This window comes from Halapricum salinum (assembly GCF_004799665.1).
Classification (GTDB): Archaea; Halobacteriota; Halobacteria; order Halobacteriales; family Haloarculaceae; genus Halapricum; species Halapricum salinum.
On sequence record NZ_CP031310.1, the window covers coordinates 1,602,675 to 1,615,584 of the forward strand.

Here is a 12,910-nt window from a genome sequence, read left to right on the forward strand (position 1 = left end):
GGTCGTGGCGGCGGATCGGTGTATAGGTTCGGGGAAGGCGAACATCATCGGCTCAATCCTCTCACTGCTGGGACCGCTCGATTCGTCCATGAGCAGTGGCAGTGCTGCGGAGGCGGATCGTCGGCTGGACGTGCGGACGATCGACGGCGAACCGTTCGGTGACATCGTCGCGACGCTGTCGGACCTCGGGCCCGAGGAGACACTTCTGTTGATCAATAGCTTCGAGCCGGTTCCCCTGTACGACGTGCTCGAACAGCGCGGGTTCGTCTACGAGACGACCCAGGTCGCCGACGACGAGTGGCACGTTCGGATCGACCACGCCTAGACTACCTCACCCTACTCGCTCACAGCTCTCCTCGAAAACTAGTTGACAGCCATCGACCGCCGCCGACGGGCAGCGGCGGCTGGGTCGATAGCCGAAAAATGGGTCCAGCACCCATGAAACTGGACCCTGGCGATCGTCGGGGCACAGACGATCGAATGGCGTCGTCGAACTCCGTCGAACACAGCCGATGCAGTGTCGTCAGCCGTCGTCAATCTGCTTTTGCGTGATCGTTCATACTTTCTCGCGATTCTGCTACGATACGGTCTATATATCCTGCGTCTATACCTCTTCCTTGTTTTTCCATTGCGTTTTGTACGATATTCTGGGACCATATAAGGCTACTGTGTAGATGGACTTACTCAATGCTATTGTCCTAATATTGTATTAGTGCGCCAGCCGGCCGGTTTTCTCCATCTCGACGTCGGTGGATAGAAACAATTAAGTCTATGATTCAACAATATCGAGGCGATAATTACCGCTCTCGGCGGTAGCAAATCATTCGGGGCCGTCGCCGGAGATGACGGCCGCCGTGGTGGGGAGTAACTCGTGCCAGCAGAGTCAGGGGGGGAAGACCTCTCACGAGTCGTGCGTTCGATCGGAGTGACAGAGCCGTGGGGGAGCGATCACGGACTGGGGACACTCCACTCGGGAGCGGCGAGCATGACGGTCTCGGGAGCCCTCGATCCGCTTGGATCGGCGCAACTGGCGGGTGGGGTCGGTCGCTTCGGTGGCCTGCTCTCGCTGGGGATCTCCTGGCGGCGGCCGCGTCTGGGGCTGACGTTTCTCTCCCCGTCTCGGGATGGACCCGATCACGACAGTTCTGGGGGCGTCGAGACCGTCGAGGCGGTATCCTCTAGCGACACCGACCACGTTTCGAGAAGCGTTCCCGCGACGGCTGTCCCGCGGATGGACGTCGGGTCCGGGCGGTCCGTACCCGCGCAGCCCGCCTCACGGACCGGTGTCGGTGCTCGTCGGTCCGAATCCGTTCAGCCCGTGTCGCCCCTCCTGGCGAGTGAGGACACGGCTCGGTCCGGGAGGGCGGGAGTGCTCGACCAGGGTGGTGCTCGTGCGTCCGACGGGACCAGTGTCGAGAGCCCGCCGTCGCCGACACACCAGCGCGCTCCCTCCGGCCGGCAGGGCGTCGTCGGATCGCTCGACGCCGTGACTCGTCCCCGAAACGCGAACGCCGCGTCGTCGGATCGATGGCCAGCGACGGCCGGTACCTCGCCGATACAGCCCGCGTCGGTCGATCACGCCTCACGGTCGCGAGTGTCCGACAGCGGGTCAGTTGCGTTCGAGCGTCGGTCGCAGCACAGGCCGGCTGCACCGGACCAGCCCATACTCTCGGTCCCGGAGACGTCGGGGGTCTCCGAGCCAGCAGCGACCTCGAAGTACTCTCCACGCACACGGACGTTCGGTCGCCAATCCGTCTCCAGTCGTCACTTCGAATCCGATCGTCCTCCTCTGTCTGGGTCCGGACACGAGGGACGTGAGACAGCCCCTTCGATCGACGCACGGCGAGGCGGGTCCGTGTTCGGGGCCGAAGACCGACAGCTGCCGGGGGCTCAGCGTCGCCTGGCGACCGATGACGACCGGTCGTCCCGAGAGCAACTGCGCTATTCGTCGCTGGGGCAGCACCGCCATCTCTCGACAGGGCAGTACCGACAGCCCTGGCAACCGGTCGGTCCTCGAACGTCCCACATTTATCGCCCGTTCAGCGCTCGCTCTCGCCCGTCGGCGTCACCCGTCACACCGTCCGTGGAAGGTGACGATCCGCGGCTCGTCTCGGTCGAGCGTCGTGTGTCACCGATTAGCCTGCCGACGTCGTCCCTACCGGCCGCCCAGTCGGAACCGGGGGCCGTCCAGCCAACGTCGCTGCCAGTGGGGCGGCAATGGAACAGCCGACGGTCGCCGGAGTCGGTGGTTCGATCCCCGATCCGCTCGCGTCTTGGGCGGGGGACAACGGCAGCCAAAGGAGCTGGTGACGGCTTCGACTCCGGTACTGAATCCCTCCATCGATTCAGAGCGGACGCCGATCGGTCCCCGAGACCGACCACGGTCGACCGAGGGGGTTCGGCTGCCCAGGAGCGATACCGAGAGCTGCCCGGGGCAGCGCGGCCACCACCGCACACGACCGATCTGTCGCATCCATTCGCTCGCCCGACGACGACCGGGGCGACGCCGAGACGAGCAGGGTCCCTCCCGTCGGAGACGCACGGACGTGTCGGTCCGGGGACGAACGCACGTGCGAGCGCGCCCCCGACGAGAGGTGGGACGCGGGCCGATCTGTCGGCAGTCGGGGGCTCCATGGCGAGCGACCGTGCTGGACGACGCCAGCCTGACGACAGCGGCCTGTCCGTCCCCCGCTGGGACGGTGCTGCTCGGCTAGGGGTCGTCTCTCGTCGCCAGCAGCGCTCCCAGCAGCCCGTGTCGAGAGTGCCGGTGAGTGGTCGCCCATCGGCGCATTCGATCGACGTGTCCGACTCGGGAAGTCGCGCTGACGTGACGCACGCGCTCGAAGCTGTCGGCCAGCGTCCGATCGGAGCGATTCCCGCTTTCGGAGCGGTCCGCGACGCACCGCCGCGGTTCGAAGAGCGCCCAGTCTCACGGCAGCGATCGGGCGTCGAGACGACCAGGGCGGCCGTCGACCGTCCGATGCCAGCCGTTTCAGGGACGAGTTCCGGGCCGGGATCGCCGCGGGTGCGCTCGACACGGTCTGAAGTCTCCGCTGGAGCGTCACGGGGACTCTTGCGGGAGCAGTCCGGCTCGGTGTGGTCGTCACGGCCAGTCCACACCGCCCCGGCACGGGCAGACGTCTACAGGGGTACGTCGACGTCGCGACGAGAGTCACGCCCGTTCGATACGGTCGGACCGCCGACGTCGGACCGGTCCGAACAGAGGTCGTCAGAATCCGACGCTGGGCATCCCTTCACGGACCACAGCGTCGAGACGATCGCTCAGGACCCTCGAGCGAGGCGCCTCGTCCGGCAGACGGCGTATTCCGGAATGAAAGCGCCACTGTCGCCGAATACTGTCCACGCCGGTCCCGAGATATCGAAGTCGGGTCGCGCTGGAGTGGGATCCTTCAGTCCCGCTCGCCCCGTGGTCGCTCGACGTCTCGGTTCGAACGCGATCTCGCGTCGGTCGGTCCTCGGAGCGTCGACGCCGGACCGTTACTCGAGGGGGGCTGCCGGTCGCCGACGGCCGACACTGCAGCCACTCGCCCGTCCGGCGTCTGACGATGTCCCTGCACATACGCAGTCACTTTCAGCGCCCGCGTCGTTCGAATTCGATCACACGGGTATAGTCCCTGTCGCACACGCTACCTCGCCCACCGGGATCGGTCTATCCGCCGCAGACGGGCCGACTGCTGGCGACCAGATCTCGACGCCGCTGGCGAGGTCGCCACTGACGTCGTCTTCTCGTTCGGCCTCTCGCTCTCGCGTGGTGTCGTCTCGCTCGCCTGATCAGGGGGCGGCCGATGTGTCACCGAGTGTTCCCCAGACGGCGTCGGACCGGCCGTCGCCTCAGTCGCCTCGATTCTCGGGGGTCACGACGGAGCGCGCTGTCCAGACACGTGCCTCCGCCACTCGGACGGTGGTCGACTGGTCGTCCGATCCGGCCGATCGCGTCGGGAAGTCTCCTGCACCCGGGTCGCCCAACCTGTCCGTGAGTCACCGTCCTGTCTCGCCTGGCGCGTCGCCGCTGGTTCCCGAGCGGTCCGATCGGGTCTCGCACCGGAGCTTCTGTCGCTCTTCGGGGGCCCCCGCGGTCGATTCGCTGACAGGCGATCCCGCAGCCGGGAGTGGGTCTCTGCTGGCTGGTTCAGTCTCTCCCTCGGCACCCTTCGACGCTCGAGCCGCTGGTGAGGCACCGTCCACTACCGGTCGCTCTCGGGTCGTCCGGGGTCGTCCACTCACGGGGCCGTCGGGAGTGTCGAACGCCACCTCCCCCGAGACGGTTGGCCCGTCCCAGTCGTGGGGGGGAGCTGACGGGTCTGCCAGACCCGATCCCGCTGTGGGGAGCGTGGCGATCACTGCTCGTTCACAGGCCAGTGGCCGGGTGCGGACCACAGGCGGTCGCACGCGTTCGATTTCACGGACAGCACTCGACCAGCGGACTGCAGGCGCGGACTCGACTCCCGTCGTTCCGTCGCATCGGGTTTCGGGTCCGGAATCGTCGGGGCGGCTGGCTACACCGCCCGATCCGAGGTCGCCAGCGCGCGGTGGCGTTCGGTCCCCTGTACGGGCACACGATCGGCGCCGGACCCTCGTCGATGTCACGGACACAGTCGCTCAGTCTCGATCGTCCGCCGTCCCGAATCGATCGATGGAGCGTCGGCTTCCTCGGCGCGTGGAGTCGGGCACGCAGCGCACGTCCGCGTCGGCTCGCTCGACCACTCGGCGTCGGTGGCGGCTCCCGTCGCCGTCTACGCGAGGCGAGTCTGTGATGGGTCGTCGATCTGTGCCGCAACTGGGTCACGGAATGGCCGCCTCGCGGTCCGGGGCGACGATCGAACCTTCGCTCGCTCCGAGGAACTCGACGTCGCTGACCCATCGACGGCGCACCGACACGACGGGGTCGGCGACGGAATGCTCCGGGCCCGCTGGGTCGTTCAGACCGTCGTGGACAGACGTCGACGGGGCCGCGTCCCTGGAGCGGTCACACAGGCGTCGGTCGCTCTTCGGGCCCGCAGGAGCCGTAGTTCCTCGAACCCAGCGTAGCACGCGCCCGCTCGGTGTTTCCCACTACTCGGGTACTGGCGACTCTCGTCAGGCCACCGGAACGGCCGCGTCGTGGTTGTCTCGTTCGGAGACGGAGCCCTCGATAGGCGCCGAACAACGATCGATCGGCACGACGGCGGCGCAAGTGGTGTCGGAAGATGGTCGACCCTCGACGCCGCGACTCGACCGCGTCCGGTCGCCAGCGGTCGACTCCGAGAACCCCAGCTGGGGGCCAGCCGGCGATTCGGGAACCGCAGCCGTTCACGCAGGGGACTCGAGGTCGGCGTGGGATTCCAGAGCCGACGCGCGACGGGTTGGCAGCGCGACCACTGACGCAGGGCCGGGGGTTGGCCGACGGTCGCAGACTGCGGTGTTCACCAGACGGCCGGGCGAAGGAGCAGTCGAACGGACCACTCGGCGCTCGCCGTTTGAATCCGTCGGGACGCCCACTCGCCATCCCGCCTCGGCCAAGACGTCCGTTCGGGACGTTGCTACTCGACCGATTTCGGGCGGTTCGGCTCGTCGTCAGCCCGTCGAGTCCTCGGATGAGACGATGGCGGTCGACGAACCCCGCCCCGTCGCTGCTGGAAGTCGTGCAGCGGACCGCAGACGGTCGACGCTGTCTCTCTCGTCTGACTTCGGGACGGTCGCGTCTTCCCTGTCGGTGGCGCGTCTCTCGAAGACAGTATCGTCGGGCCCGACCACCAGAAAGGGGTCGACCACTGACCCTACCGATAGCGTCGAATCTCGAACTGCCTCGGATCTGTTGTCGAACGATTCCAGACCGACGTTGTCGGTCGCGTCTGCCCGCACGCTCGGTCGCTCGGATGGGATACCGAACGGTCGCCCCGGGACACAGGGGAGCGATTCCGATCAGGCCATCTCGCCTCTGTCGAGCGCCAGTGTTGGGGTCGGCGAGATGCCCGGTCGCCCCCTCGCAGCCGCCGAATCGACCACACAGCCAGTCCAGTCGACGTTCACCGCTCGTCGTGCCCGTGACGTTCGGGCGATGGCCGCTGCCGACCGCCGAACCGACGCAGTTTCCAATACTATAAATAGAAAAACCAATAATAGTAGTTTGAGAGTAGAAAAACGAGAGACGATGGATGCGAACGTGGCGACGCCGTCGCTGACCTATCATCGGGACGTGACGACGGGGGTGGAGCCGGCTGATTCGGCTGCCGGGTCGGTGGGTCAGGCTGGGAGCCAGCGATCGTCGTCGCGCCACCGGTCGGGCGGAACCGGCGCTGCGGGTTCGCGCACTGGCCGTTCGTCTGCCAGTTCTCGTGCCGGGCGGAATGGCGGTCGGCACGCAGGCGGCGCCGATCAGGATCCTGGGTCTGCTGGACCGGCGTCTTCGGACGGTCGGCGAGATAGTTCGCGCCCGTCACCGACGCCGTTCGACGAGTCGCGTGCGCTGGAGTCGACGAAGCCGATCGATCCGGCCGAGTCGTCGTCTGTCGATCGGCGGACCGACGACCGGCATGGTCGCCAGGAGCATCGGCGAGACCACGATGTCGGTGGGGCAGTCTCGCTGCCGAACGAGCCGGGGGCGCTGTCGATGGACGCGGACGTCGATCGGGTAGTAGACGTACTGTATCGGCGACTCGAACGCAAGTTTCGGATCGAACGACAACGGAAGGGGTTGTAAATGGGTACGAGTGGCAAACTGGAGAAAGCACAGATCACGATCCTCAACGGCAAGCAAAGCGGCGAGAGCATCGACTGCAAGTTCAATCCCTCGGAGTACACGATGGAGAAGAGCGTCAACTACGGCGAGCTCAAAGCGACCGGATCGGGGGCGTCGATCATGCAGTTCGTCGACGGCAACGCCGAGACGCTCACGATGGAGCTGTTTTTCGATACTTCGGATGCAACTGGGCCCAACGGCTCGGGCGAGGTCGACGTCCGCAAGCGCTACGTGAACACGATCGACACCCTGCTGAAGGTCGACGGGGAGTTGCACGCGCCGCCAGTCTGTCGGTTCGTCTGGGGCGACGGGATCGACTTCACGGCGCTGGTCGAGCGTGCGAGCAAGCGCTTCACGAAGTTCCTCCCCAGCGGCGTCCCGATCCGGGCGCGCGTGAACGTGACGTTCAAGGAGTACAAGACGGCCGACTACCACAAGTCGGAGGTCTCGCCCGAATCGACCGACAAGACGAAGGTCTGGACGGTCACCGAGGGGGACACGCTGTGGTTGATCGCCGACGAGGAGTACGGCGACCCCAGTTACTGGCGGACGATCGCGAACACGAACGACATCGCCGATCCTCGTGGGGTGGAGGCCGGCGAGAAACTCGAACTCCCACCGCTATAGATGTCGAGCTACCAGCCCCGCTACTCCCCGCGATTCAAGGTCGTCGTCGGCGGCACGAAGTTCCAGGAGCCCGGCGGCCGGATCGCCGATCTGGTCGTCGAGACGACCCTGGATGGAGCCGATCGCTTTTCGTTCACGTTGAACTATCCCTTCGACGAGGAACTGGGAACGTTCAGCGGACTCTCGTGGGGCGACTTCGAGATCGGGACCGATATCGAGATCTCGATGGGATACGGCGGCGACGGGACGCTCACAGATCTCCTGGTCGGGAAGATCGACGCCATCGAAGCGGGCTTTACGACCGATCAGGGGCCGACCGTCACGGTGAGCGGATTCGGGTTGTTGCGGGAGTTGATGCAGGGGACCAGTTCCGATTCCTGGGAGGAGAAGAAGCTAAGCAAAGTCGTCGAGGACGTCCTCGGATCCTATTCGTTCTCGACGGTGGACGTCGGGCGGGCGCGACTCAAGCGCGCGAAGTTGATCCAGGACAACCAGAGCGACTACCGGTTTCTGGAGGAGCTCGCTCGCACGTACGGCTTCGAGTTCTACGCCGAGCGAGATACTGTCCACTTTCTCCCGCGGGACGACCGTGGCGGGGACAGCGAACCAGTCGCCGAACTATGGTACGGCGAGGCCTTGCACGACTTTCACGCCGAGATCCGCCAGGCCAAACCGACCCACAAAGTCGAGGTCCGCTCGTGGAACGTCCAGAAAAAGAAAGAGATCGTCGCCACGGCGGGCTCGTCGAACGCCGATTACAAGGAGGTATTTAGAGTGCCAGTCATGTCACGAAACGAGGCGAAACGAATCGCACAGCAGAAGCTGAACCAGTTTTCCGACGGTGTCGTCACCGGCCACGGTGAAGCCGACGGGACGCCCGAGATCAGGGCAGGAAAGACCATCACACTCGAAGAGATGGGCGAGAAGTTCTCGAAAAAATACTACGTCACACAGGCGACCCACCGAATGGGTGCGGCGGGCTATCGGACCACCTTCGAGGCGACGGAGGTGTCCCCGTGAGTCACCCTGGCTTTTTCGATCAGGATGGCGGGGATCGACTCTCGGGGGTCCGGGTCGGGGTCGTCACGAACAACGAGGACCCCAAGGACCTCGGTCGGGTGAAATTACGGTTCCCCTGGCGTGACGCCGACGACGAGAGCCACTGGGCGCGACTCGCGACGCCGATGGCCGGCAGCGAGTACGGCGCGTACTTCCTCCCGGAGGTCGACGACGAGGTGCTGGTGGCGTTCGAGGACGGAGACATCCACAAGCCGTTCGTGCTCGGGGCGCTGTGGAACGGGTCCCAGAAACCGCCCCAGAAGAACACGGAGGGCAACAACGACATCCGACAGATCGAGTCCCGCAGCGGTCACACGATCACGTTCGACGACTCCGAGGATACGCCCAACGTCGAGATCGAGACCAGCGCCGGTCACACAATCCGGCTCGACGACGAGAGCGGTGACGAGCAGATCAGCGTCGAGGGCAAGTCGGGCAAGAACACGATCACGCTCGACTCCTCGAAGGGGGAGATTTCGGTCGTCGCCGACAAGACACTCGATCTCTCGGCGAAGAACGTGAAGATCGACGGGAGCAGTGAGGTGTCGATTTCGACCAAATCCCTCGACGTGTCGGCCACCTCTAACGCGAAGATCTCCGGTGGGAGGAATCTCAAGCTCAAGGGGCAGGCGGCGAAGTTACAGGGAAGTGGATCAGTAATTATAAAAGGAATGCCTATAAAGCTCAATTAACTGAGTGGAGAAAAGAGATGCCTCCAGCAGCACGTCTTGGCGACAATACGTCACACGGAACGCCGTTAGCAGGGAGTCCAGGGAGTCCGAACGTCCTCATCGGTGGGCAGCCGGCCTGGCGAGCGATGATCGACATGCATACGTGTCCACTGTCGTCGGGGCCAGTACCACACGTCGGTGGTACAGTTCTGAAAGGAAGCACGTCGGTATTGATCAACAACATGCCCGCGGCCAGGATGGGCGACAAGGTGATTGAGAGCGGGCCACCGAACACGATCGTCAAGGGGTGTCCCACGGTTCAGATCGGGTGAACGATGGCACGTGATTTCCTGGGCGAGGGGTGGGCGTTTCCGGTGGATACCGACAGCCGTGGCGACATCGAGGTGTCGGCGGCCGAGGACGATATCCGCGAGTCGATCCGGATCATCCTCGGGACGGCGAAAGGCGAGCGCCTGATGCGCCCCGAATTCGGCTGTGACATCCACGACCACGTCTTCTCGGCGGTGACACCCGCGACGCTGAATCTCATCGAGAGCAGCGTTCGGGAGGCGCTGGTCCGCTGGGAGCCTCGGATCGACGTCGAATCGATCGACGCGGATACTGCCGAGAATCCCAACGAGGTACTGATCGAGATCGAGTATCGCGTTCGGACGACGAACAGCCTCTCGAACATGGTCTATCCGTTCTACATCACCGAAGGTGACGGATGAACGACGGGCCAGTCGTCGACGGTCGTGATCAGCAGGCGTTGCTCGCGGATCTGCGGGAGCTAGCCGAGCAGTACACCGATCAGTGGGATCCCGACTCGCCCGACAACGGGACGGTACTGTTACAGATCGCTTCACGGTTCGGAAGCGACGTCGTCCAGCGGTTAGAGAGCGTTCCGGAGAAGCATCGACTCGCGTTTCTGGACGAGCTGGGGTTCGACCGGGAGCCGCCACAGGCTGCGCGCCTGCCGCTTTCGGTGACGGTGTCGAGCGACCTGGGTCGGAACGTGGCGATCCCTGGTGGCACGCAGGCTGTCGCCGACACTGATGGGGGCGAGCAGATCTTTGAGATCCCCCAGGACGGGGGGTTCGAGGCGACGCCGGCGTCGCTGTCGTCGGTCTACAGCGTCGATCCGGACGCTGATCGAGTCGTCGATCACACCGACTCGATCCTGGGTGAGGGGTCGACGGAGTTGTTTACCGGCGCGGACTGTCAGGAACACGTTCTCTATCTCGGCCACGGAGATCTGTTGACCTTGGACGCGGGATCGACGCTGTCGGTGTCGATCGAGACGGACGCCGACCAACAGCTGTTCGAGGAGGGGCTCAGCTGGGAGTATTACGGCGAGGACGCCGACGGTGTCGAGGCGTGGCACGAACTCGATCCCGGAGCCGACCGCGAAGCCGACGATGACGAACTGTCCTCGTTGCAGGCCCGTTTGGAATCGCTCTCTGCAGCTCAGGAGGACGACAGCGACGCGGTGACGGTAGCCTTCACGCTGCCGGGATCGACGAGCCAGACCGAGATCGAGGGCGTCGAAAGTCGCTGGCTCCGGTGCCGTGCTCCCTCGGGCGAGACGGCAGCGTTCACTGCGGCGGTTTCGTCGCTCTCGTTGCGCGTCACCAGAGACGCCAGTAGCGGCGGGATTCGGCCGAGTGATGCCTTTTCGGACGACGTGCCGCTGGCGGTCGACGGCGAGGACGACATCACGCCACTAGGAGAGCATCCCCAGCCGCCGTCGACGTTCTATCTGGCCTCCGAAGAGGCATTCACGAAGTCGGGTGCGGTCGTCGACGTGTCGTTCGAACCACCCGAGTCGGGGGCGCTCCCTTCCGATGTCGAGGACGGTTCGGGGCCGAACGCGGGCGTGCTCGGAGGGCCGCCGACGATTTCCTGGGAGTACTGGAACGGGAGTGGCTGGACGCGGCTGGACGTCGCTCGCGACGAGACCGAGTCACTGTGTGCGGACGGACACGTCCAGTTCACCGTTCCGGAAGATCTCGAACCGACGTCGGTGTCGGGCCACGAGGGCGTCTGGATCCGGGCGCGGCTGGTCAGCGGCAACTACGGGCAGCCGGCGTTCGAGATGACGGCCGACGGCGAGCGCGGCGAACTCACCGACGAACCGACGCCGCCGCGATTCGGGGGCGTGACATTGCACTACGACCGGGGTGGCGAGGCGTTCGAACACGTCCTGACAGTCAACAACGCGACAGTCGACGACGATCTGGAGAGGCCGTTCCGGCCATTTGTGCCCGTCCCGGACGACGGGCAGACGATGTATCTCGGGTTCGACGACACCCTCGAAAACGGCCCGCTGACAGTGTTTTTCCCGATCGCAGACGCGACGTATCCGCGGACGTTCGATCCGGGGGTCCGCTGGGAGTACTGCGTCGATCCGGCAGCCGACCAGTGGGCGAAACTCGATGTCCGCGACGAGACGGCGGGGTTGACAGAACGAGGGATCGTCAGCGTCACCCTCCCGCAGCCGACGACGGCCGTCGAGCGGTTCGGCGAGACTGCTCACTGGGTTCGATTGCGTATCACTGAGGATCGTTTCGAGAAACCCTCGGCGACATCGATCCAGAGCGACACGGTCCCCGCGCCGCCCGTCGTCGACGGGGTGTACCTGAACACGCAGTGGGCCGCAAACACCCGGACGATCGAGGACGAGATTCTGGGGTCGAGCGACGGTGCACACGATCAGGTCTTCGCGTGTGCGAACGTGCCGATCATCGACATCGGGGTGTGGGTCGACGAGCAGGGATCGCTGTCGGCCAGCCAACAGCGGACGCTGCTCGAAGACCGACCCGACGCCGTCGAGCGTGTGACCGAGCCCGACGGGTCCGTCTCGGCGTTCTGGGTGCGGTGGACGGCGGTCGAGGACTTCCTGGATTCGGAATCGAAGGATCGCCACTACGCAGTCGATCGAACCAGTGGGACGGTCACGTTCGGCGATGGCCAGCACGGGGCGGTCCCGCCGAACGGTACCGACAACGTGCGAGCGACCTACACCACTGGTGGCGGCAGCGAAGGCAACGTCGACGCCGGTGTGGTGACGGATCTGCGGTCGTCGATTTCGCTGGTCGAGTCGGTGACGAACCACGCGCCGGCCGACGGCGGCGCGGCTGCCGAATCGCCCTCGGCACTGGCCTCGCGGGCGCCGGAACAACTGAAGACCCGTGAGAAGGCGGTGTCGGCGTCGGACTTCGAGGCGGTCGCGATGGCCGAGACGCGTGAGCTGGCGAAGGTCAGGTGCGAACCGGAGATGAACCCGGACGGCGAGCGCGAACCCGGCTGGGTGACGCTGTTGATCGTCCCCGAGGCGCGGCGAGAGCAGCCAGTCCCCTCTCTGGAGCTACAGGAGCGGATCCAGCGGGCCGTCAGCGAACGCGCGCCGGCGACCCTGGTGGCGCGGGAAGGCTCGCGAATCGTCGTTCGGGGGCCCAGCTACGCCGCCGTCTCGATCGACACGCGGGTCCGCACGGACGGGATCAAGAGCATCTCGACGCTCAAGACGGCGGTCGAGTCGACGCTCGAAGACTATCTTCATCCGCTGACTGGCCGGAACGGCGAGGGATGGCCGTTCGGGACGCTACCCGACGAGACGACTCTCGCCGAGCGAGTTCGCGGTATCGAGGGAGTCGGTGCCGTCCTCGATATCGACGTGACCGTCGAGACCGGGGGCGATATCCAGTCTGTGGCGGCCAGCCGCGAGGCTGGCGTCCCGCGGGATACACTGGTCTGTAGCGGCGAGCACGACATCGCGGTGACGATGGGGGAGACACAGTGACGACGAACGGTG

At 65.3% G+C, this 12,910-nt stretch carries 9 protein-coding genes; 7 read left to right on the plus strand and 2 right to left on the minus strand.

The window, feature by feature from the left end:
- Positions 1–88 precede the first annotated feature (88 nt).
- Positions 89–325, plus strand: a complete 237-nt coding sequence (locus DV733_RS08145) for a DUF2249 domain-containing protein (protein WP_049995170.1) — start codon at positions 89–91, stop codon at positions 323–325.
- 1,250 nt (positions 326–1,575) lie between these two features.
- On the opposite strand, the gene DV733_RS17085 is transcribed toward DV733_RS08145, so the two are convergent.
- Together DV733_RS17085 and DV733_RS17320 are read right to left on the minus strand one after the other, a co-directional pair.
- Positions 1,576–1,731, minus strand: a complete 156-nt coding sequence (locus DV733_RS17085; protein WP_154019543.1) for a hypothetical protein — start codon at positions 1,729–1,731, stop codon at positions 1,576–1,578.
- 4,705 nt (positions 1,732–6,436) lie between these two features.
- Positions 6,437–6,685, minus strand: coding sequence for a hypothetical protein (locus tag DV733_RS17320; RefSeq protein WP_049995166.1), 249 nt, complete (start codon positions 6,683–6,685; stop codon positions 6,437–6,439).
- A gap of 15 nt (positions 6,686–6,700) precedes the next feature.
- On the opposite strand from DV733_RS17320, the gene DV733_RS08155 reads away from it, so the two are divergent.
- Genes DV733_RS08155 through DV733_RS08180 form a run of 6 tightly spaced genes read left to right on the plus strand, consistent with a single transcriptional unit; the run spans position 6,701 to position 12,898 of the window.
- Complete coding sequence (locus tag DV733_RS08155; protein ID WP_049995165.1) at positions 6,701–7,366, plus strand: CIS tube protein; 666 nt, start codon at positions 6,701–6,703, stop codon at positions 7,364–7,366.
- On the plus strand, positions 7,367–8,386 hold the full coding sequence (locus tag DV733_RS08160) for a phage late control D family protein (RefSeq protein ID WP_049995164.1): 1,020 nt from the start codon (positions 7,367–7,369) through the stop codon (positions 8,384–8,386). It begins immediately after the preceding gene.
- On the plus strand, positions 8,383–9,117 hold the full coding sequence (locus tag DV733_RS08165; RefSeq protein ID WP_049995163.1) for a phage baseplate assembly protein V: 735 nt from the start codon (positions 8,383–8,385) through the stop codon (positions 9,115–9,117). The genes DV733_RS08160 and DV733_RS08165 overlap by 4 nt, the downstream gene beginning before the upstream one ends.
- Before the next feature lie 17 nt (positions 9,118–9,134).
- Positions 9,135–9,428, plus strand: coding sequence for a PAAR domain-containing protein (locus DV733_RS17860; protein WP_049995162.1), 294 nt, complete (start codon positions 9,135–9,137; stop codon positions 9,426–9,428).
- 3 nt (positions 9,429–9,431) lie between these two features.
- Positions 9,432–9,827 (plus strand): GPW/gp25 family protein, encoded by a 396-nt coding sequence (locus DV733_RS08175; RefSeq protein WP_049995161.1) that lies wholly within the window; start codon positions 9,432–9,434, stop codon positions 9,825–9,827.
- Positions 9,824–12,898, plus strand: coding sequence for a putative baseplate assembly protein (locus DV733_RS08180; RefSeq protein ID WP_049995160.1), 3,075 nt, complete (start codon positions 9,824–9,826; stop codon positions 12,896–12,898). Before DV733_RS08175 ends, DV733_RS08180 begins: the two co-directional genes overlap by 4 nt.
- Positions 12,899–12,910: the final 12 nt, after the last annotated feature.

Coding starts and splice junctions, on each gene's coding strand:
- DV733_RS08155 (WP_049995165.1), top strand. CDS start 6,701: ATGGGTACGAGTGGCAAACTGGAGAAAGCACAGATCACGATCCTCAAC.
- DV733_RS08175 (WP_049995161.1), top strand. CDS start 9,432: ATGGCACGTGATTTCCTGGGCGAGGGGTGGGCGTTTCCGGTGGATACC.
- DV733_RS08145 (WP_049995170.1), top strand. CDS start 89: ATGAGCAGTGGCAGTGCTGCGGAGGCGGATCGTCGGCTGGACGTGCGG.
- DV733_RS17860 (WP_049995162.1), top strand. CDS start 9,135: ATGCCTCCAGCAGCACGTCTTGGCGACAATACGTCACACGGAACGCCG.
- DV733_RS08180 (WP_049995160.1), top strand. CDS start 9,824: ATGAACGACGGGCCAGTCGTCGACGGTCGTGATCAGCAGGCGTTGCTC.
- DV733_RS08160 (WP_049995164.1), top strand. CDS start 7,367: ATGTCGAGCTACCAGCCCCGCTACTCCCCGCGATTCAAGGTCGTCGTC.